The organism is Micromonospora sp. NPDC005806 (assembly GCF_042871425.1).
In the GTDB taxonomy this organism is placed as follows: Bacteria; Actinomycetota; Actinomycetes; order Mycobacteriales; family Micromonosporaceae; genus Micromonospora.
Genome location: NZ_JBIAIL010000015.1, coordinates 135,681 through 157,452 on the forward strand (window position 1 = coordinate 135,681; position 21,772 = coordinate 157,452).

Below are 21,772 nucleotides of genomic sequence, written 5' to 3' on the forward strand. Positions count from 1 at the left end.
GAGCGCGTGCCGTCCCCTGTTCCCGACTCCGGTGCCGCGCTCCGGCGAGTCCACAGTGGTCGTTCCGGCGGCCCGCCACGACCGAGGAGACGAGGTGACGTCCGGGGTGTCCCAGACCCAGGCAGAAGCCGCGGTGCTGCAGCAGACCGCCGCGAAGTTCGACCAGGTGGACCAGTCGTTGCAGACCATGCTCAGTGGCCTGATGGCCGAGCTGGAGGTGTTGCAGCAGGCCTGGCGGGGCGCTGGCGGGCGGTCGTTCGAGCAGGTCAAGCAGCAGTGGGCGAAGGACCAGGCCGCCCTCCAGCGGGCCCTGCGCGAGACCGCGACCGCCATCCGCACCGCCGGCCAGCAGTACGACGTCTCGGACACCGAGGCCGCCGGCCGGGTGGCCGGCACGCACCGCGGCATCCAGCTGCCGCTCTGACCCAGGAAGGACGGATCCCATGGACCACGGTGTGCTGGTCGTCAACTTCGCCGCGCTGCAACAGGCCGGCGTGGACATCCAGAAGGCGCTGAACACCCTCGACAGCCAGCTCGGGCAGCTCGAGCGGGATGCCGCTCCGCTGGTCGCGAGCTGGTCCGGCGAGGCGCGCGAGGCGTACGAGCAGCGGCAGGCGCGGTGGCGGGCCGCCTCGCAGGACCTTCAGGCCATGCTGCGCGACATCAAGCTGGCGGTGGAGGACTCGGCCGCCGACTATCTCGACACCGAGAAGCGCAACGCCAGCCTGTTCCAGTGACCGCCTGCGGGGCGGCGGCGCGGCAGGTCCCGTCCGCGCCGCCGCCCCGCGCCTGCCCGGCGGTGGGTCAGGTCGGGTCGGCGGGGCGCCACCGGCGGCGGGAGCCGCGGGGCAGCACCGCGGCCAGCAGCATCGCCAGCACGGCTGCCGCTCCGGTGGCGCCGGCGACCAGGAGCGCCCGGTGCCGCGCGGCCACCCGGCGCGCCTGCCGGGCCACCTCGGCCGCGTCGGGCCGGTCGACCGCGAGCGCAGCATCCCGGTACGGCTGGGCGGTCACCGTCGCGGGCGACTCGGTCACCGCCCGGTACGGGTTCAGTACCCCCGCGCCGTAGCCGTCCCCGCGCCCGGGTGCCGGGTCGGCGCCGGCCACGATCCGCTGGGCCACCTCGGCGGCGCTCAGTTCCGGGCGGTACTGCCGGAGCAGCGCCGCGGTGGCGGCCACGAACGGCGTGGCGTAGCTCGTCCCCTCCGCGCGGTGGTGCCCCTGCCCCGGCGCGGCCATCAGCACGTCGCTTCCCGGGGCGACCAGGTCGACGTACTGGCCGGTCTGGGAGAACGCGGAGCGGCTGCCGTCCGCCCCGATCGCCCCCACCCCGAGCACCCCGTCGTACGCGGCCGGATACGGCCGCGGATCGCCGCTGTCATGCAGGTTGCCGGCGGCGGCCACCACGACGACGTCCCGGCGTGCCGCGTAGGCGATCGCGGCCCGCACCGCCGGGTCGTCCGCGTACAGCACGACGGAGAGGTTGAGCACGTCGGCCTCGTGGTCCACCGCCCACCGGATCGCCCGGGCGAAGTCGGTCGCGCCGACCGTGCGCCCCGCCTCCCGCCCCGCGACGACCTGCTGCTCACTGACCCGTACCGGCAGGATGCGGGCACCCGGCGCGAGCCCCCGGAACGCCACGCCCGGGCGGGGGACCGCCGCGATGATGCTCGCCACGCCGGTGCCGTGCCCGGCGCAGTCCCGGGTGCCGTCCCCGCCCGGGTCGAGGAAGTCGGCGCCGTCGAGCACCCGTCCGGCGAGCTGCGGGTGGTCACGGTCCACACCGGAGTCGATGACCGCGACGACCACCCCGGCACCGGTGGCGAGCGGAGTGAGGCGGTCGGGCGCGTACCGCTGCTGCGGCCACGGCTGAGCCGCCACGGGGCGGGCCGGCGCGGGTGGTGCGGCACACGCCGAGGGTGCGCGGGCCGCCGCCGGAGCGGCCGACGGCACGGCCGTGAGGACGGTCGCCAGGACGGCCAGGGCCGGGCGCGCGGTGGGCCGGGACATCGACCGCCTCCGTATCGTGTCGGCTCCGGAACGCGATGTTAGCGCCCTCTCCGCAGGGCCGGTGGCCAGGCATTGTGATCTTGTTACCACCTTGTAGGTTGTAGGCGATGCCTGTGGCCTGTGCGCGGAAGGAGAGGTGGCCGTGACCGGATGGGAGCCGGCCACCGAGGCCGAGGTGGCGCTGCGGGACGCGTTACGCGCCCAGGACCAGCAGCTCTACTTCCGTATCCTGACCAGGGTCGACCTGCTGCTGCCGGTCTCCGCCCAGGCGCTCGCCGGGCAGGCACCGCTCGGCTGGGGGACCTGGACGACCGGGGACCGGACGCACGTCCTCGCATTCACCTCCGTCACCGCGATGCGGGCCTGCCTCGGGGAGAACGCCGGCGCCACCCGTCGCGTCCCGTACCCCGACCTGGCCGCCGGCTGGCCCAACCACGAGTGGTGGCTCGCGGTCAACCCCGGCCTGCCGATCGAGGGCTACCTGCCCGCCTGGTTCGTGGCACAGCTGTCGCGGGGCGATGTCCGGCTGCCGGGGCGGACCATGGGGGCCCGAGCCCGGCTGGAGCGGGTGGAGAGCGCCGCCCGCCGGGCCGGGGTGGACGGCCCCGGCCGGGATGGCACGCCCGCACCGGCCTCCTCCGCGTCCGCGCCACCGGACTCACCCGCCCCGGCCTCCCGAGGCTCCTCCACCCCGGCCTCGCCGGGCTTCGCGGCAGCGGCCGGCCGGGCATCCGCCGCGCCGGTGCCACCCGCTTACGGTGGCCCGGCCCCCGTCCCGGCGGTCGAGTCGGCGACCGTACCGCTCCCGCCGGCCCCCAGCCCGCCGGCTCGGCCCACCGCTCCGGGCCCGGCCGAACCGCCCCTGCCGCCGATCCCCCGCCGCCCGGAGCCGAACGGCTTCCTCGCCGCGAACCGCCTCGGGGGGCACGGCCAGCGGGCGGAGGATGACGGGTGGCCCGGTCAGGTGAACCACAGCCCGTCCACCGCGCCGCCCGCCGGCCGCGCCGCTGTCGACCGTCCCGCCCCCGGCGCCGTCCCAGTTGCCGCCCCGGGTGCCGACCGCCTCTCCGGCTGGGTCAGTGACCTGCGGCGACGCCCGGACGAGCCGGACCCGTTCACCGGCGCCGGCCGCTCCGGCACGACGGAGGGGCGCTCCAGTGAGCCCGCGCCGCCGCCTCCGGCCCGGTCGTTCTTCGAGCCCTCGGGCCGGTCGCGGCGTCCGTCCCCCCTGGATCCGGCGCACCCGGCCGGGGAGCGGGCGGCACCGCCGTCCCGGTTCGCCGGTGGCGGTCAGCCGTTCCCGCGCCGCCGGCCGCTGAGCGAACCGGTGCCGGCGGAGCCCACCCGGGCGTTCCGCACGGATGCCGGCGAGACCACCCCGGCGCTCCGTTCCGGCCCGGCCGAGGAGCCGCCTCGGCCCTTCCGCCCCGCACCGACACCGCCCTCCGGCGAGGAGGCGGCCCAGTCGCTGCCCCGACGCCATCCCCGGCCCGCCGACGCACCGGACGCGGACGAGCGCACCCAGGCCATCCCGACGGCACCGGGCGACGCCGGCTCCGCCGTCCCTGCCGAGGCGGAGGAGCTGCCCCCCTCGATCGCCGAGCCGGTATCCGGCCCGCCCGCCTCGCGACGGGGCTTCTCGCCGATCGTCATCGAGGGCACCATCATCGAGTCCCGGGACCTCACCGAGCCCGAGGAACCCCCACCGGCCCGCCCGGCCCCCGGCCCCGCGCCGGTGGTGCCCGAGCCGTACGCGGTGCCGACCGTGCCCGCCGCCACCTCGGCGATGGCCAGCGCCACGGCGCCGCCGGCGTACCGGGCGGAGAGCGGCGGGCCGGTCGCGCCCTGGGCCGGCTCCGCCGAGCCCACCGTGCCGCTCACCGTCGACCCGGCCGCGCCGGCCGCGCCCCCTCCGTTCAGCGCGCCTCCCGTCGAGCCGGCCGGCCCGTCGGGTGAGAGCTCGTTCACGCCATCGGGTGAGTCGTCCGCGCCGGCCGGCTCCCCGGAGGCGGCGACCGCACCGCCGGCCGGGCAGGTCGACCCGTCCGCCGGGCCGACCTCGGGCGACGACGTCACTTCGGTCGCCCAGGGGCCGGTGCCGGCCGACTTCGTACCGGCCAACGAGGTGGAGGAGGAGCTGCTCGGCGCGGTGAGCAGCGGCAGCACCGACGGGTTCCTCACCACCCTGCTGCTGGCCCGGGTGCTGCTGCCGGTGGCCGCCGACTCCGCGCCGGGGAGCCGACCCGGCGACGCCGGCTTCGTCTGGCCTACCGACCAGCTCGACGGCGGGACGTACGTGGTGGTCTACACCTCGCCCGAGCGGCTGGCCGACCGCGCCGAGGGGCCGGTCGAGACGGTACGCGTGAAGTTCGTCCAGCTCATCCGGCGCTGGCCGGACGAGAGCTGGTCGTTCGCGGTGAACCCGGGCAGCCCGGTCGGGGCGACGTACCCCGGCGAGCAGGTCCTCGCGCTGGCGAACTGGGCCGCCGAGGTGGGGCTCGGCGACGACCCGGACGTGGAACCGGAGCAGCCCGCCGCCGAGGCGGAGCCGGTGGCCGCGAGCCGGCCCGCCCCGCCGCCGGTGGACAAGACCCGCCCGGTGACCATGCAGAAGGCCATCGCCCCGAGCCAGCTCGCCTACTACCTGGAGCGCGGCTACGACCGGGTCTCCGGCTTCGTGCACCGGGCCAACGAGCTCGCCCACCTGAGCACCCCGGCCGCGCTGTACGACGCGCTCGGCCTCGGCCACCCGGATTCGCCGTTCTCCCGCGACGCGGAGGAGATCTACGTGCTGCGCTGGCCGGTGTACCGGCCGAGCCTCTACCGCATCCCGTACGGCGGGCAGAACGAGGCCGCGATGCGGGCGATGGAGGGCTGGGTGATCGAGCGTCCGCCGTTCCGCGGCAACGGCTTCGCTCCGGGGGAGACCAGCGACGTGGTCGCCGAGTTCAAGGTGGACAGTGCCCGGCTGCCGCACGGCGCGGAGCTGTGGCGGATCGGCGCCGACGGCACCGAGCGGGTGGTCGCGATCCTGGACACCGACGCGCCGCTCTGGCGCCGGGTGGACGCGTCATGACCCGCGACGGCTACATGGCCCGGTGGCAGGGCCGGGAGTACCAGGCCAGCCCGGACGGCGACGATGTTCGGCTCTACCAGCCCGAACCGGGCGAGGGATTCGAGGAGGTACGCCCCGACCGGTACGTCCGGGTGGTGCCGGCCGCCGAGGTCGAGGACCTGGCGTACGTCCGGACCACCTGCACCTGGCAGGGGCAGCCGTTCATCGTGCTGGCCGAGCACGAGGGCTGGCTGCGGGTGGAGTACACCGGCGGCCGCTGGCCGGTGGCCCGGGCGATGGGGCTGGAGGCCTTCGACTTCGGCGTCTACCAGGGCTGGGCGCCGGCCCGCGAGGTCGTCGACCTGCGCGAGCAGCGGGTCTGAGTCAGGACTTCGCCCAGCGCAGGACCTCGCCGAGCACCACGTCCCCGGCCTCCACGTGCGGGAAGTGGCCGACCCCCTCGAGCAGCCGCCACTCGTACGGGGCGGTGACGTAGCGGCCGGAACCCTGGGCGGTGCGTGGCAGGGAGGCCAGGTCCCGCGCGCCGTGCAGCTGGAGAGTGGGTGTGACCAGCGGCTTCTGCATCAGCTTGACGAACCGGTAGCCGTGCAGCCGCAGCACCGACCGGAACGCCCATCGGTAACCCTCCAGGGCGCAGAAGGCCGCCTGCGGGATCTGCATCGCCACCCGGCAACACCGGGCGTACGCCTCGAACTCCGGACCGTTCACCCACTGCGGGCCGCCCCAGCGGCGCAGGATCGCCTCCACCTCGGCGGCGTCGTCCCGGGTCAGCACGTGCTCGTAGCGGGGGCGCTGGAACTTCAGCGTCGGGGTGGAGGCGGTGAACTGGCCGCGCGGGTCGGCGAAGATGGCGGCGCGCAGCCGGAGCGGGTGCGGTGCGCCCAGCACCACCAGCCGCCGGACCAGCGTGGGATGGAACGAGGCGGCGGTCCAGGCGATGAGCCCACCGGCCCCGCTGCCCACCAGGGTCGCCGACCGTTCACCGAGGGCGCGGATCAGTCCGGCCACGTCGGCGGCGAGCGTGTAGCCGTCGTACCCCCGGGGTGGCTTGTCGCTCGCGCCGTACCCGCGCAGGTCGACCGCGACCGCCCGGAACCCCGCGTCGGCGACCGCCGGCAGCATCTCCTTCCAGGCGAACCAGTATTCCGGGAAGCCGTGCAGGAAGAGCACCATCGGACCGGTGCCGGCCTCGACGACGTGGAAGCGGCTGCCGTTGGCGCCGACGAACCGGTGCGTCCACGGCCCCTCGGGGAGGACGCAGGACTCGTCGACGGGTCCGCCGCGCTGGTCGGTCATGTGCCACAGCCTAGGGCCGGCGATCGGCCATCGGCCCCGCAGGTGACGAGGATCAGGGATTTCTCCGGGGCCGCCCGATGTAGGCGGGGGCCGGCACCGCGATCGGTGCCGGCCCCCGCGAGCGTGCGGTCGGGTCAGTTCACGTAGTACTTGGTGAAGAGGTAGTTGGCGACCGAGTCACCGGTGGCCAAGCCCTGGTCGGCGTCCCACTGGTAGTGCACGCCGAGGTAGAGCCGGCTGTTCGCGTCCTCGGTCGCGGCGGCGCTGACGCTGCTGAAGGAGCGGGTGACCCCGCTGGCGTGCGGGTCCTCGGTGGTGGCGGTGAAGGAAATGGCGTCGGTGCCGTAGAACCGCTTGACGATCCCTGCCCAGGCGCCGGCGAAGGTGGCGTGCCCCGAAACGTACGCCGGGAACGGCGGCGAGAAGTGGACGCCGCTCCGGTCGGCGGACAGCGGCTGCCAGTTGGGGTCCGGGACGGTGGCCGTGTTGTTGTCGGACTGCGGCTCGTGGATCGCCGTCTCCGGGCGCCACAGGTCGATGGAGGTCTGGTATTTGGCGTCCCAGGCGGCGATGGCGGCGTCGGCCATCGCCAGCGACACCAGGGCGAAGAGCCGGGTGGTGTCGGTGCCGGTGCGGGCCTTGGCGATGATCTGGGTCAGGGTGTAGAGCTGACCCGGCGGCTTGTACGTGCCGTCGAGGTCGTTGGCCCAGAACCAGGCGAGCTGGGTCTGGTCGGCGGTGCGGTCGGCGGTGGTGGCGGTGGCGGAGCCGTACCGCTTGACGTCGTTCACCTGATTGGCGTACGTGCTGCTGGTCAGCATGCCGGTGATGGTGGTGAAGCCGCCGGGCAGCGACGGGCGGAACTGCGAGCCGGAGGTCAGCCCGAAGGGCTGGACCAGACCCCAGTTGGGGCTCGCGGCACTGCCGGAGCCGGTCGGCTGCCACTGGCCCGCCGTGTAGCTGATCGAGTACGGGGTGCTGTTGGTGGATCCGTCGCTGGCGCGGGCGTTGAGCATGTTCTGCGCGGCCGTCTGGCCGACGCTGACGCTCCAGCCGTCTGGCCCCGGCTCACCGCGGGGCGGGATGGACCGCGAGTTGTTGTAGTCCTGGGTGAAGTCGATGGTGGGGAACACGACCTTCAGCACGTCGTACGCGGCCTCGTCCAGGTTCATGTCCAGGTCGTAGCTGTAGGTGGGCTGCTTGGGCACCGTGGCCAGGTACGGCTTGCCCTGCCCGCCCAGCGACACCTTGGTGTCGTACATGGCCAGGTGCATCATGGCGCCGGCGCGGGACAGGGTGGTCGGCGGGCCGCCCGCCTGCCGGTAGGCCTTGAGCAGCACGTTGTTCCAGTAGATGGTGTGGTCGAAGCCGGCGCTCACGGCGCGCGCCGGTTCGGGGGTGGCGGCCATCGACGTGGCGAGCCCGACGGTGGCGAGCGCGGCGACGGCGATCCGACGCAGTCCGAATGTCCTCAAGGTGTTCCTTCCGGTACCGGGGCCCCTCACCGGATCGGCGGTGGCAGCCCCTCACTCCATCGATGACCATGAGGATCCTGGGCGGGGTGCGGTGTCGGTATGGCGAAGCAGCAGCCGGTCCGCAAGTTGCAAGATCAGATCCAGCCGCGCCGGACCGCGGCGATGCCCAGGGTGAGCCGGTTGGTCGCCGAGAGCCGTTCCTCCAGCACCTCGAAGTGCCGGCGCACCCAGCGGACGCTGCGGCCGAGGCTGCGGGCGATCGACTCGTCCTTCAGTCCGGCTGCGGCCAGCCGGAGGATCTGGCGCTGGACGGGGGTGGGCGCGCCGTCGGTGTCGGTCGCGACCCCGTCGGCGAGCGGGATCGCCTGCCGCCACAGCGCCTCGACGTACTGGGTCAGCAGAGCCACCAGGGCGGGGCTGCGAACCAGCAGCAGCTGTCGGGGCTGGTCGGTCGGGGGCAGGGCGAGCAGCGCGGTGCCGTCGACCGCCAGCAGGCTCGCCGGCAGCGCCGGGAGCACGCGTACGCCGTGCCCCGCGGTCAGCGCCGCCTCGATCCGTTCGCGACGATCCGGGTCGGCCAGCAGCGGTCGAACGCAGATCATCCGAAGCGGGTGCGGGGTGGTGGGTGGTGGGGAGAGGTCCGCTGCCGACTCGTCGAGGAGCAGCAGACCTTCCTCCGTGGCCGTGTGGAGGAGCCGGTGAGCGAGGTCGCGGAACCGGTCGGGTTCGGCGACGACCTCGATCCCGTCCGGGCGGTCCCTGGAGCGCGCCGCGTCCTGATGGGCGATCCGCTGGAGTCGGGTGTAGTGGTCGGTGAGGCGGTCCTGGGCGCGCATCAGCTCGCGGGCGCTGTCCGCGAGCACCATCCGTAGTTCCAGCGCGGGCGTCAGTGGGCCGTGGTCCGCCAACCGGATCCAGAGTGGAAGCTCGTCCGACCTGCCCGGATCGTCGGTCACGATGTCACCTGACAACCGGATCACCCCCCATGACCGTCGATGGGGTGATCGTCGCGTCCGCCGGTCGTCGCCGTCAATGGCCTGTAACGATGATGACACGATCGGTGTTTTCTGGTCGGCTGCGCGGAGCCCGAAACGGGCGGTGCCCGGGCAGGAATCCTGCCCGGGCACCGGTGGTGCGGTCGATCCGTCGATCAGGAGAAGCGGACCTTCATCGTGGTGCCGTGCTGCTCCAGGACGCGGATCTTGACGCCGGCGGCCGGAAGCTTGACGCCGTGGTTCGGCAGCTCCGGGTACCAGTACTGCTGGGTGTCGTCGAACAGCGGCTGCGCGGCTTGGCCGCGGATGTACTGCGGCTGGCTGTTGATGTGCAGCGTGAACGAGTCCGCCTTCTTCAGGCTGAACGGCGCGTCGTAGACCTGGACCCGGGCCCGCCAGGGGTTGCCGGTCAGGTTGTAGATCGGCCGCGGGTGCGCGTCGATGATCATGTTCCGACCCTCACCCGGGTGCCCGAAGGCGCCGGTGTCGTTGTCGGCCCACCGCAGGTTCCAGTAGGAGATCAGCAGACCCGTCTGGTACGCGTAGTGGTCCACGTAGTCCGGGCGGGTGTTCGCGTAGCCGAAGAAGTACGGGCCGGTCTTCAGGTACTGGTCGTACGAGACGTACGACCGGTTGCCGGCGATGTAGTAGTTGTCGAAGTCGCGGGTGTAGGTCGCGGCCTGGATGCTGAAGCCGTTGAGCGCCCAGTCACCCGCGCCCGCCTCCGCGCCGTCGGTGAAGATGGTCGCACCGTCGGCGGTCACGGCGACCGCGTCACCGTAGAAGCCACCGGCGGAGACACCACCGTCGGTCGTGTAGTGGAGCCGGAACTGCACCGTCTTGCCGGCCAGCGAGTCCAGCGGGATGTTGACGTCGACCCACTTGTCGTCGCTGGAGCCGGTCAGGGCGAAGCGGTTGGGCGAGATCTCCTTGAGCGGCTGGCCGCCGACCGTGCCCGGCAGGGCCGACCAGGTCTGGCCGCCGTCAGTGGAGGCCTCGAAGAAGAGGTAGTCGAAGTCCTCTTCGATGTTGTAGCGACCCTTCATGGTGAACGCCGCGCTGGTCTTCCCAGTGAGGTCGATCGTCCGCGTCATCGTGGTGTTCAGATCGTCTTCGTTACCCGAGAAGTACTGCTTCGTACCCTCGAACGGCGCGCCGTTGTCGAAGGTGTACGTCCGCCTCGGCAGCACGACGACCGCGCCCTGCGCCTTGGTGGAGTTGTACTCCTGCGGGCCCAGCTCCAGGGTGCGCTTCTGGCCGGCCTTGACGACCTCGTAGTCGAGCCAGCCGAGCTGGAGCTTGTTCCAGGCGCCGAGGTCGCCGCCCCGCTCGCCGATGCCACCGTCGTTCTTGCCACCGAGCCGGCTCTGGGCCATCAGGGTCCAGTGCTCGTTGTTGTTGTCCCCACCACTGGCGACGTTGTAGTCGTCCGGCAGGCCGAGGTCGTGGCCGTACTCGTGGTAGAAGACGCTCCGGCCGCCGTTCTCCGGCTGGATGGTGTAGTCGCCGATCCACACGCCGGTGTCCCCGATCTGGGTGCCGCCAGCCGGGAAGTTGACCGGACCGGTGTTGCCCTGGTCGGACGCGTTGGCGTACCAGCGGTGGCTCCAGATGGCGTCCTCACCCTGGTGCGGGTCACCGTCGGCCTCGTCACCGCCGGCGTGGACGATCTGGAAGTGGTCGATGTAGCCGTCCGGCTCGTTGAAGTTGCCGTCGCCGTCGTAGTCGTACCGGTCCCACTGGTCCATCGACTTGACGTCGGCGGCGATCTGCGCGTCGGTCTTGCCGGCGGCCTTCTGGTCGGCGACCCACTGGTTCGCGGCGTCGGCGACCAGCGCCCAGGTGTTGGTGCAGACGTTGCTGGCGCAGACAGCCGGGTCGTTGCCGTTGGCGTCGGTGGGGTCGTCGCCGGAACGGCCGTACCGGGCCTCGTTGTACTTCACCTTGACCCAGTCGGTGACCTCACCGTCCACGCTGTACCGACCCGAGGACTGTGCCTCGTAGTACTGCTTCAGCGACTCGTCGCCGGGGGCGGTGCCGAAGTACAGCTTCCGGTAGTGGTCCGCGTCGAAGTTCGGCTGCCAGACGGTGGAGTTGTCCACCGCCCGATTGGGGGCTGGGATCTGGTTGTTGACCGGCCCGTCGAACACCGCCGGGCCAGGGGTATCCGGGTCGGTGTCCTTGTCCGGGTAGCTCGGGTGCCGCTCGTCACCGAACTCGGCCAGGATCACGAAGATCTTGTCGGTGCGCTCGCGGGAGAGCTCGACGTACTGGTTCTTGACCGGACCCTTGCCGCCCTTGGTGCTCTTGGCGGAGCGGCCCGCCGCGGCGCCCTCGGCCGCCGTCTCGCCCACCTTGACGACGGTGCTGCCGTTGATCTTCTGTGGCGCGGCCCGGCCGGACAGGACCTCGCTCAGGCCCTCCTGACGCAGCGCCCGCCGCTTGGTCTCGAGCGGGTTGGGCAGATCGTGATCAGTCTGCGCGGGCTCGGCGACCGACGGTGCGGACGCCGGCAGCTTCGGCGTCGGCGCGGCGCTGGCGGCCGTGCCCGCCACCAGTCCCGTCGCCGTCAGCGAAAGCCCGAGCAGACCCACTGCGACTTTGCGCACGTGGATACCTCCGGTGTGAGGGAACCGGCCCAACGGGGTTACGGGCCGGTGAAGACGTCCCACAAGTGGGACCACTGGTGAAGATAGACAGTCCCGTGACGGGTGGGAAGACAGGCACATCGATTTGTAGCAACTTTTTGTTGGGAACGCTGCTCACCGTCACATCCGGGCCGGTCGATACCTGACCTCATCGGGGCGAACACCCCCGGGGTACGCGAAAGGGGCCGGTGGCGTCGCCGCCACCGGCCCCTTTCGGTCTGGTGCTACCCGATCAGTTGCTGACCTTGACGACCATGTCGCTGGTCGGGGTGGTGCCCTGCTGGAGGATCTCGATGGTGGTGCCGGTGCCGGCGACCTTCACCGAGTTCCACGCGTCGCCCGAGGTCCAGTACTTGCCGATGCCCTTGTCGCTGAAGATCGGCTGCGGGTCGAGCGCCGGGACCGTGACCGCCACACCGTTCTTGTGGAAGGTCTGGGCCGGCTTGGCGTACAGGCTGAACGTCGCGTCGTAGCCGTTGCGCCGGTTGCTGATGACGCCCTGGCCGCCGACGTTGATCTTGTCCGGGCGGACGTCAACCGGAAGGTTGAGGCCGTAGCCCGGGTGCGCCGACGTGTTGTTGTCGCCGTACGCGTAGTTCACGTACCAGACCAGCATGCCGGGCTGGTTCGCGTACCGCTCCACCCAGTTCGGGCGGGTGTTGAGGAACCCGTAGTTGTACCCACCGGTCCGCAGCGTGTCGTCGTAACCGAAGTAGGTCCGGTTCTCGGCGATGTAGAAGCGGGGGTAGGTGTCGGTCACCGAGCCGGTGATCCGGGTGAAGCCCTTGACGGTCCAGTCCGCCGACAGCGTCTCCGCGTCGTCGGTCCAGGCAACGGTGCCGTTCTTGGTCAGCGAGATGTTGTCCATGAACGGACCCGCGTAGTGCAGGCCGCCGTCGGTGGAGTAGCGGTACCGGAACTGGATGGTCTTGCCCGCGTACGCGGACAGGTCGTAGGTCGAGTCGACCCACTGGCCGCTGCTGGAGCCGTCGATGCCGTCCTGGACCTTGCCGTTCACCGTGTCGTGCAGCGAGTTGGTGAGGGCGGTCCAGCTGGCGCCACCGTCGGTGGACACCTCGGCGAAGAGGTAGTCGTAGTCCTCTTCGATGTCGTACTGCAGCTTGGACGTGATCGACGCGGTGGTCGCGCCGGTCAGGTCCAGGGTGCGGGTGAGCGTGCTCTTCAGGTCGTCCGCGCCGCCGCCCCACCACTCGTACGACCCGCCGAACGGCGTGTTGTAGTTCGTGGTCTGCGTCTGCGCCGGCAGGTTGACGATGACGGCCTGGGCCTTCGGCCCCGTGCTGTCACCGGCCGGGCCCAGGGTCACCTGGGTGCTGCCCTTGCCGTAGTCGACCGTGCTGTACTTCAGCCAGCCCAGGTAGAGCTTCGACCACGGGTCCATGTAACCCGGGGTCGAACCGATGTCGTCCGTGCCGTGGCTCAGCCACGAACCCGAGGACATCAGGCTCCAGAATCCGACGCCGTTGTCGCCACCCTGGGTGTCGTACAGGTCCGGCAGACCGAGGTCGTGACCGTACTCGTGGGTGAAGACGCCGAGCCCACCGTTCTCCGGCTCGGTGGTGTAGTCACCGATCCAGATGCCGGTGTCGCCGATCTGGACACCGCCGGACAGGTTGCCCGCCGGACCGGTGCTGCCCTCGCCGGAGTAGACCCGCCAACGGTGCGACCAGATGGCGTCCTCGCCCTGGGCGCCGCCGCCGGCCTCCTCGCCCTCCCCGGCGTGCACCGCCTGGAAGTGGTCGATGTAGCCGTCGGGCTCGTTGAAGTTGCCGTCGCCGTCGAAGTCGTACCGGTCCCAGACGTCGAACTGCTTGAGGTAGTCCTTGATCTGCTGCGGCGTCTTCCCGGCCTTCACCTGCGACTGGTACCAGGACGTGGCGGTGTCCCCGACGAAGGACCAGTAGCCGTCGGCCTCGGTGATGTCGTTCGGGTCGTTCGGGTCGCCGTTGCGCCCGTAACGCGCCTCGTTGTACGGCACGGTGACCCAGTCGCTGACGTCGCCGCCGACCGTGTACCGCCCGCCGGACTGCTTCAGGTAGAAGTCCCGGAACGACTCGCCCTCGCCGTAGAACATGTCCATGTAGTGCTCACGGTGGAAGTCGGAGCGCCAGAGGGTGCTGTTGTCGTCGGCGGAGCTGCCGTCCCAGTTGCGGTCCGGCTCCGGGATCTGGTTGACCACCGGGCCGGGCTGGCCGCCGGCCTTCGGGTGGATCTGGTCACCGAAGTTGACCAGGATGGTGAAGATCGGGTCGACCTTCGGGGCCTGCTGGTACTCGACGAACAGGTCGTCCTTGACCTGGATGACCTTCGAGCCGTTGCGCGTCTGAAGCTTGGCCTTGCCCTGAAGCAGGTCGGCGATGGCCTGCTTCTTGAGCTCCCGCTGCTGATCCGCCTTGGGATCGGGCAGGTTGTCCTTGCCGTGCTTCGTTTTGTCGGCGCCTGGGGTGGGCTCCGCCGCCGGGGCGGCGGAAGCCGGCGCCGTGATGACACCGGCTGCCAGCAGCGTGGCCGCGGCCGAGGCCAGGCCCGCTGTGACTCGTCTCCTCAAAGGTCCTCCTCCTTTGTGGATCTGTTACATGACAGAGACAGCTACAGCTATCGCTGTCATGTCATGCGTCACTCACAATGGCAGAGGTTTGGATCGTTGTCACCGGTCAATTACTTGGACGGCGACCCTTCTTTTTTGGGCAAATCGGGATCAAAAGGCCCACTGATTCGACGTCGAATTACATTACGTTTTGGCCACGGTCACCGAGAGTGACGGTGATTATGAGGTCCCCTGAGCGGAGCGCAGAAGCCTGGGAAAATGTCACACGGATTCTGGATGAAATCTGTGGGCGCGTAAGAAGGGCGGGGCCCGTCGGAGCAGTGTGCTCCGAACGGGCCCCGCCGGGTTTCCGCCGCGCCGTGGGCGGTCAGATCACGGGGTCGCCGAGGTCACGTACACCGTGGCGTACGAGTTGTCCTTGGCGGCCCGCTTGATCGTGATCGAGACGCCGTACGAGACACCGGCGTCACCCGGGTTGCCGGTGCCGAGCACGATCGCCCCGCCACCGAGGGTCGCCCCGTAGTACGCCGGCGCCGGGCTCCCGTCCGGGTTGGTGACCCGGGTGGTGTACTTCGCGTTGCCCCGCGACGGGATGACGACGGAGGCGTCGCTGTCCCGGGCGAACGCGGAGCCATTGCGGATCTCGATGCCCGGGTACCAGCCCTGAGCGTCGCTGAACGCCGACACCGGGCCCTGGGCGCCGAAGTTGGTGCAGTACTCGCTGTACGGCTCGTTCGCCGCCTCCAGGCACTCCTTGAAGGGGTACGTGGAGTTCAGCGAGAAGGCCGCGTTCGAGGACTGCGGGCGGCTGGGCAGGTTGTCCAGCGTTGACGGGTCCTTGACGGCCGCCTCGCCAGCGCGGCGCAGCGGGTCGTTGTGCGAGTCCACGATCAGCAGGCCGCCCTTGGCGCCGTAGCTGGGCAGCGCGGTCAGCTGCGCGGTCGTGTGGTTGACGTTGCCCAGCGCGGTGTCCCGGTACCAGACGAGCATGCCCGGGGCGTTGTAGGCGACCCGGTCGACCTTCCACGCCTCGTGCGAGTAGACCGTGTCGTACGCGTACTTCAGGCCCTTGTCGAAGCCGTCGAAGTTGCGCCACTCGGCCAGGTAGTAGTGCGCCTTGACCTGGGTGCCCGAGTCGGTGTGCCAGCCCGCGCCAGTGGTGTCGGTGAAGGTGCCGAGAGCCTGGGTCCAGCCGTTGGCGCCGCCCTCGACGTCGTCGCTCCAGGTGGTGGCGCCGCCGCCGGTGACCGAGAAGTCGTCGGCGAACCAGCCGCGCTCCAGGAACGCCTCGTCGGAGGCGTAACGCAGCCGCAGCTGCACGGTCTGCCCGGCGTACCCCGACAGGTCGACGTAGTCGTGCCGCCAGCCGCCGGTGTTGCCGGTCAGGCCGTACTTCTTGCCGCCGTAGTCGACCATGCGGCCGTTCGGGTCGGCGTAGCCGTCGTTGGTCGTGACCAGCTTGCCGGTGGCGTCGTAGACCTTCTGCTCGGACCAGGTGGCGCCGCCGTCGGTGGAGACCTCGAGGAAGCCGTAGTCCCAGTCCGCCTCGATGATGTAGTTGTTCCACATCCAGAACTTCGCGTCGGCGGCGTTCGGGACGGTCACCGTCCGGCTCAGCTTGACGTCGGCCCAGTTCTGGTCGGACCCGGAGTACCACATGTTGGCCCCGCTGTGCGGCTGGGCCAGGGTGATCACCTTGTCCGGCAGGTTGATCTTGATGCCGTCCTTGGTGCCGACCGGGGTGTTCGAGGTCTGGCCGAGCTGCACCGACCGCGGGTCGTCACCGGGGTTGACGGTCAGCGGGTCGGCCCAGCCGAGCACCCACTTGTCCCAGAGGCCCATGTGGGTGGGCAGCGCCTGGAAGATCTCGCCGGTGTGCGAGCCCGAGGCCATCAGGTCCCAGAAGTCGACATCCGAGTCGGCGTTGCCGGAGGTGTCGTAGAGGTCCGGCAGACCGAGGTCGTGGCCGAACTCGTGGGCGAAGACGCCGACGCCGGCGTCCTCCGGCTGCACGATGTAGTTCGACACCTTCTTGTTGGTCCCGGGGATGGTGTAGCCGCCGGTCACCGTCGAGGAGTGCGCCCAGACCGAGTAGACGCCCACGTCGCCGCCGCCACGGGACTTGCCCTGGTTGGCGTGCACCAGCACGAGGTGGTCGATCACGCCGTCCGGCTCGTTGACGTTGCCGTCACCGTCGGCGTCGCCCTGGTCCTCGATGTCGTAGTCGGCCCAGGGGAAGTTCGGGTCCATCTTGGCCAGCGCGTCGACGGCGTCCGTGGCGAGCCGCCCGGCGCCCTGTGGGTTGTCCGGGTGGCCGTTCATCGACTGCTCGCGACCGGCGACCCAGTTGCCGTTCTCGTCCTGGAAGCAGCGGGAGGCGGCGTACCAGCCCTCCGAGTGCGGCACGGTGATCCACGGGCTGGCCTGCCCGTCGACCGTGTACGCACCCTTGGACATCTCCAGGTACATGTTGTGCATGGTCCGGCCGGCCAGGCTGACGCCCGGCTTGCCGTCCGGCCCGGTCAGGTCGGTGCGGACCCGCTCGGTGATGCCCTCCTTGGTGTAGAGCATCTTGTCGTAGTGCTGCGGCGAGAAGTCCGGCACCCACATGGAGTTGTTGTCCTGGTGGGGCAGGCTCGCCGGGTTCGCGATCGTGTTGTGCCGTGGCCCGTTCTGGACGGTGCCGAGGACACAGCTCCGGTCCTCGAAGACCGTCTTCGGCACGTACACGTTGGTGAAGTCGTCGTTCGCCTGGTCGTTGAACTCCACGAGCAGGGTCAGCAGCTTGGCGGTCTGGGTGCCCTTGGCCTGCTTGATCTGCCGGGGGCTCTGCCCGGTCTTGATCGCCTTGGCCTCCAGCTTGGCCAGTTCCCGCGCGGCCACCGGGTTGCCCCCGGCGAACTTGCGGTCGTAGGCCCGCGCCTCGTCCGCCGGGCTGGTGTAGATCCCGTTCTTGCCCTTGACCTCCTTGCCCGCCGTGTCCGGCTGCACCTCCGGCTCGGCGTAGTTGATGTAGAACTCGTCCGCCCCGATGGTCCGGGCGGGGCCGGACTGCTGGGCGGCCGCGCTGCCCGTCACGGTCAGCGACGTGGCGGCCAGGGCGATGGCGGGCAGCGCGACGAGTAGGCGTCGGCGCGACCCGGACTGCGGAAATGTGTTCATGCCGCTCCTCATGGGGCATGGGGAAAGAGAACCGGCCGGTCGAGCGTGGCAATCACGCCCGTCGAACCCAACCGGTGCGGCTGAACCTAAATGACACTGGCAGGGGTGACACAGGGCCTTTGCCCGTTCAGCCTGCCGCGCCTCCACCGAAATCCCGATGTGCGCCGGAAAACGACGGTGGGTGACGGCCCGTCCGGACCGTCACCCACCTGATTCCGTACGCCTGCCGTCAGTCCTCGTCGGACTTTCCGCCACCCATGCCCGAGGAGATCAGGTCCATCACCGAGGAGTCCTGGAGCGTGGTCACGTCGCCGAGCGAGCGGTGCTCCGCGACGTCCCGCAGCAGCCGGCGCATGATCTTGCCGGAGCGCGTCTTCGGCAGTTCGGGCACCAGCATGATCTGCCGCGGCTTGGCGATCGGGCCGAGCGTCTTCGCCACGTGGTTGCGCAGGTCGGCGATGAGCTGCTCGCCGGCCTCGCCGGAGGTCTCGGCGTTGCCGCGCGGGATGGCGAACGCGACGATCGCCTGGCCCGTGGTCGGGTCGGTCGCGCCCACCACCGCCGCCTCGGCCACCGACGGGTGGCTGACCAGCGCCGACTCCACCTCAGTGGTGGAGATGTTGTGCCCGGACACCAGCATCACGTCGTCGACCCGGCCGAGCAGCCAGATGTGCCCGTCGTCGTCCTTCTTCGCCCCGTCGCCGGCGAAGTAGACCCACTCGTCGCCGGCGTTGGCGCCGGCCCCGAACCGCGACCAGTAGGTCTCGATGAACCGGTTGTCGTCGCCCCAGATGGTGCGGAGCATCGACGGCCACGGCTCCGTGAGCACCAGGTAGCCACCGCCGCCGTTGGGCACTGACTGGCCCTGGTCGTCCAGCACGTCGGCGACGATCCCCGGCAGCGCGGTCATCGCCGAGCCCGGCTTGGCCTCGGTGACGCCCGGCAGCGGGGAGATCATGGTCGCCCCGGTCTCGGTCTGCCACCAGGTGTCGACGACCGGCAGCTGACCCCGGCCGACGTGCTGGCGGTACCAGATCCACGCCTCCGGGTTGATCGGCTCGCCGACGCTGCCGAGCAGCCGCAGCGAGGACAGGTCGTAGCCGGCCGGGATGTCCTCGCCCCACTTCATCATGGTGCGGATCAGGGTGGGCGCGGTGTACAGGATGGTGACCTGGTACTTGTCGACGATCTCCCAGAACCGGCCCTTGTGCGGGGTGTCCGGGGTGCCCTCGTACATGATCTGGGTGGCGCCGTTGGAGAGCGGGCCGTACACGATGTAGGAGTGCCCGGTGACCCAGCCGATGTCGGCGGTGCACCAGTAGACGTCGGTCTCCGGCTTCAGGTCGAAGACCGCGTGCGTGGTGTACGACGTCTGGGTCAGGTAGCCGCCGGTGGTGTGCAGGATGCCCTTCGGTCGGGCCGTGGTGCCGCTGGTGTAGAGGATGAACAGCGGGTGCTCGGCGTCGAACGCCTGCGCGGTGTGCTCCGGCGAGGCGGTCTCCACCGTCTCGTGCCACCAGTGGTCCTTCGCCGACCAGGCGACGTCCTCACCGGTGCGGCGGACCACCAGCACGTGCTCCACCGACGGGCACTTGGCCACCGCCTCGTCCACGGTCGGCTTCAACGCCGACGGCTTGCCCCGCCGGTAGCCGCCGTCCGCGGTGATCACCACCTTGGCGGTGGCGTCCTGGATCCGGTTGGTCAGCGCGTCCGCGGAGAAGCCGCCGAACACGACGCTGTGCGTGGCGCCGATCCGGGCGCAGGCCAGCATGGCGGCCGCCGCCTCCGGGATCATCGGGAGGTAGATCGCCACCCGGTCCCCGGCGGTGACGCCCAGGTCGGTCAGCGCGTTCGCCGCCTGGCAGGTGAGCTTGTGCAGGTCGGCGTAGGTGAGGGTGCGGGTGTCCCCGGGCTCGCCCTCCCAGTGGATGGCCACCTTGTCGCCCCGACCGGCCTCGACGTGCCGGTCCAGGCAGTTGTACGCCACGTTGAGCTGTCCGCCCACGAACCACTTCGCGAACGGCGCGTTCGACCAGTCGAGGACCTGGTCCCACTTCTTCGCCCAGGTCAGGCGGTCGGCCTGGCGCTCCCAGAAGCCGAGCCGGTCCTCGGCCGCCTCGGCGTACGCGTCGGCCTTGACGTTGGCGTTCGCGGCGAGTTCGGCCGGCGGCGGGAACTGGCGCGTCTCATTCAGCAAGTTGGCCAATGCCTCGCTCATGCGTACTCCTTCGTCGCGTGACCTGCGTCTCGTACGCCGCTGAGGTTAGTCGCGTGGCCGGTCCCCCGCGACAGGCTGGCCCGTCATCTCGCGCCCAGCGGCCCCCGACACGCGCCGAGATGTAAGGAAGGGCCCCCTGCTTAACGCCTCCGGTAGAGAAGGTTCCCCTTCTCACCGCGGGTGGCCGGCTTGCCGCAGGGCGTATCCGGGGTGGTTCGTGTCGCGTTCCGGCCGGCTGGCGGCCGAGCGCGGCCGGTGGGTCGCTAGCGTGGCGGGGTGACCACCGATCCGCTCGCCCCGTTGCTCGCGCTCGCCGACATCGCGCCCGCCGTCGAGCGGGCTCGCGAGCGGGTCGACCAGGCCCACCGGCACCGCGCGCTGCGCCGCCACGGCGGGCAGGTGGCGGCCGAGGTCAGCCTCCGCTCGGCCGTGGCCAGCGCCGCGCTGGAGGGCCGGGCGCACGAGCGCGAGGAGGTACGCGCCGGCACGGTCACCGATCCGGTGCTCCAGGGGGCGCTGCGGGTGGCCGGGGCGCTGCCCGGGCTGAGCGAACTCTGGCCCAAGGCCCCCCGGCAGGCCCTCGCCCGGCTGCACGTGCTCGGCGCCCGGGACATCGTCGCCGAGCCGGAGCTGGGCCGGCCGGTGTCCGACCCGGTGGTGGCGGCGCGCCTCGACGGGCTGGCCAGGCTGGTCGCCGGCGGGACCAAGGTCCCGCCGCTGGTGCTGGCCGCAGTGGTGCACGGCGAGCTGCTGAACCTGCGCCCGTTCGCCGGCCCGTCCGGGGTGGTGGCCCGGGCCGCCGCCCGGCTGGTGCTGATCTCCACCGGCTTCGACCCGCGTGGGTTGGTGGCCGTCGACGTCGGCCACCGGGAGCGGGAGCCCGAGTACGTCGGCGCGGCCGGTGCCTTCGCCACCGGCACGCCGGACGGGCTGCGCTCCTGGCTGCGTCACTACATGGCCGCAGTCGAGGTCGGCGCGGACCAGATCGCCCTGATCGGCGACGAGGTTCTCGCCGCCTCCTGATCGCACCCGAGCCCGCTCCCGGTCCTGGGTCAGGCGGTGGGGGCGGCGGCGCGGGTGCGGCGGTGCCGGCCGTACCAGGCGATGCCGATGGCGACCCCGACCCCGACCCCGAGGGCCGCGGCGGCGACGGGCACGGCGGGGCGCTCGCGCAGCCGCCGGCCCAGCGGGACCGGGTGCCGGAACTCCAGCACCGGCCAGGAGTTCTCCACCGCCAGCTTGCGCAGCGCCCGGTCCGGGTTGACCACGGTCGGGTGGCCCACGCACTCGAGCAGGGGCCGGTCGCTGTACGAGTCGGAGTAGGCGTACGAGTCGGCCAGGTCGTACCCACGCTCGGTGGCTAGCTTGCCCACCGCGTCGACCTTGCTCGGGCCGGCCGCGTAGAACTCGACCTCGCCGCTGTAGCGGCCGTCCTCGACCGCCATCCGGGTGGCGATCACGTCGGTCACCCCGAGCAGCTCGCCGATCGGCCGGACCATCTCCTCGCCGGAGGCGGAGACCAGCACGACGTCCCGGCCGGCGGCCTGGTGCTCCTCGATCAGGGCGGCGGCCTCGGCGTACACGTAGGGGTTGATCAGCTCGTGCAGCGTCTCCGCGACGATCTGACGGACCTGGTCCACCTGCCAGCCCTTGCAGAGCGTGGCGAGGTAGTCCCGGGTCCGGGCCATGGTCTGCTCGTCGGTGCCGCCCAGCCGGAACATCAGCTGCGCGTACGCCGACTTGACCACGTCACGCCGAGTGATCAGCCCGTCCCGGTAGAACGGCCGACCGAACGCCAGAGCGCTCGACTTGGCGATGACGGTCTTGTCCAGATCGAAGAAAGCGGCACTTCGGCCCACGGCGCGAAAGTCTAGCCGGACGGGCCGCTCCCGGCGGGTGCCCGGGGGGCACCCGCAGCGGAGAGTGATCGTTGCGTTTCTGCACAGAGTGATGACGGTCACACTCTCCGAACACAAATTAGCGGTGGGTGGAGCGAACACCACTCGACGTAGCCGGGTCCGCTGCGGCATGCTTGTCCGCGACGGGAGTTCACCTCTCGTCGACCGCGAGGCCCTCGGCGGTTGCACCCCCCGTGACCGCTGAGTCGGTTCGGCTCGACCCCCCCGGAGCCGAACCTCCGACGACCCCCGTCTCCCCCCGACGGGGGTCGTCCCTTTCTGAGCGCGCTGCTCCGCCGCAGGTCGCCATAACCGCAAGCGGCCGCGAAGGGCTGATCGCGGTTGGGCGCTACCGTCCAGCGACCGGAGACCAAGGGATTGGGCAGCACGACGATCGACAGCGGTGAGGACCGGTGGCTCGACAG

General features: G+C 71.2%; 14 protein-coding genes. 5 read left to right on the forward strand and 9 right to left on the reverse strand.

The window, feature by feature from the left end; genetic code table 11:
• Positions 1–106 precede the first annotated feature (106 nt).
• Together ACFYOS_RS18125 and ACFYOS_RS18130 are read left to right on the forward strand one after the other, a co-directional pair.
• Positions 107–424, forward strand: a complete 318-nt coding sequence (locus tag ACFYOS_RS18125) for a WXG100 family type VII secretion target (protein WP_387142455.1) — start codon at positions 107–109, stop codon at positions 422–424.
• A gap of 19 nt (positions 425–443) precedes the next feature.
• Positions 444–737, forward strand: coding sequence for a WXG100 family type VII secretion target (locus ACFYOS_RS18130; RefSeq protein WP_387142397.1), 294 nt, complete (start codon positions 444–446; stop codon positions 735–737).
• A 67-nt stretch (positions 738–804) separates the two neighbouring features.
• On the opposite strand, the gene mycP is transcribed toward ACFYOS_RS18130, so the two are convergent.
• Complete coding sequence (mycP, locus tag ACFYOS_RS18135; protein ID WP_387142400.1) at positions 805–2,010, reverse strand: type VII secretion-associated serine protease mycosin; 1,206 nt, start codon at positions 2,008–2,010, stop codon at positions 805–807.
• Positions 2,011–2,152: 142 nt separating this feature from the next.
• On the opposite strand from mycP, the gene ACFYOS_RS18140 reads away from it, so the two are divergent.
• Positions 2,153–5,086, forward strand: a complete 2,934-nt coding sequence (locus ACFYOS_RS18140; protein ID WP_387142403.1) for an SseB family protein — start codon at positions 2,153–2,155, stop codon at positions 5,084–5,086.
• The gene (locus ACFYOS_RS18145; RefSeq protein WP_387142406.1) at positions 5,083–5,448 is read left to right on the forward strand and encodes a hypothetical protein; all 366 of its coding nucleotides are present in this window, start codon (positions 5,083–5,085) and stop codon (positions 5,446–5,448) included. The genes ACFYOS_RS18140 and ACFYOS_RS18145 overlap by 4 nt, the downstream gene beginning before the upstream one ends.
• 1 nt (position 5,449) lies before the next feature.
• On the opposite strand, the gene ACFYOS_RS18150 is transcribed toward ACFYOS_RS18145, so the two are convergent.
• The 7 genes from ACFYOS_RS18150 to acs all read right to left on the reverse strand — a co-directional run bounded on the left by ACFYOS_RS18150 (position 5,450) and on the right by acs (position 19,449).
• Positions 5,450–6,382: an alpha/beta fold hydrolase gene (locus tag ACFYOS_RS18150; protein ID WP_387142409.1), complete on the reverse strand. Its 933-nt coding sequence runs from the start codon at positions 6,380–6,382 to the stop codon at positions 5,450–5,452.
• Between the two features lie 134 nt (positions 6,383–6,516).
• The gene (locus tag ACFYOS_RS18155; protein WP_387142412.1) at positions 6,517–7,857 is read right to left on the reverse strand and encodes a vanadium-dependent haloperoxidase; all 1,341 of its coding nucleotides are present in this window, start codon (positions 7,855–7,857) and stop codon (positions 6,517–6,519) included.
• A 134-nt stretch (positions 7,858–7,991) separates the two neighbouring features.
• Entirely contained in the window at positions 7,992–8,813 is an 822-nt protein-coding gene (locus tag ACFYOS_RS18160) for a hypothetical protein (RefSeq protein ID WP_387142415.1), read from the reverse strand.
• 194 nt (positions 8,814–9,007) lie between these two features.
• Positions 9,008–11,446: an immune inhibitor A domain-containing protein gene (locus ACFYOS_RS18165; protein ID WP_387142458.1), complete on the reverse strand. Its 2,439-nt coding sequence runs from the start codon at positions 11,444–11,446 to the stop codon at positions 9,008–9,010.
• Between the two features lie 286 nt (positions 11,447–11,732).
• Positions 11,733–14,069: an immune inhibitor A domain-containing protein gene (locus ACFYOS_RS18170; RefSeq protein WP_387142418.1), complete on the reverse strand. Its 2,337-nt coding sequence runs from the start codon at positions 14,067–14,069 to the stop codon at positions 11,733–11,735.
• Between the two features lie 372 nt (positions 14,070–14,441).
• Entirely contained in the window at positions 14,442–17,231 is a 2,790-nt protein-coding gene (locus ACFYOS_RS18175) for an immune inhibitor A domain-containing protein (protein WP_387142421.1), read from the reverse strand.
• 229 nt (positions 17,232–17,460) lie between these two features.
• Complete coding sequence (gene acs / locus ACFYOS_RS18180) at positions 17,461–19,449, reverse strand: acetate--CoA ligase (protein ID WP_387142423.1); 1,989 nt, start codon at positions 19,447–19,449, stop codon at positions 17,461–17,463.
• A gap of 276 nt (positions 19,450–19,725) precedes the next feature.
• Here acs and ACFYOS_RS18185 point away from each other — a divergent pair, with 276 nt between their 5' ends.
• Positions 19,726–20,472, forward strand: coding sequence for an oxidoreductase (locus ACFYOS_RS18185; RefSeq protein ID WP_387142426.1), 747 nt, complete (start codon positions 19,726–19,728; stop codon positions 20,470–20,472).
• A gap of 29 nt (positions 20,473–20,501) precedes the next feature.
• Here the strand turns inward: ACFYOS_RS18185 and ACFYOS_RS18190 are convergent, their stop codons facing one another.
• Positions 20,502–21,308: an HAD family hydrolase gene (locus ACFYOS_RS18190; RefSeq protein WP_387142428.1), complete on the reverse strand. Its 807-nt coding sequence runs from the start codon at positions 21,306–21,308 to the stop codon at positions 20,502–20,504.
• Positions 21,309–21,772: the final 464 nt, after the last annotated feature.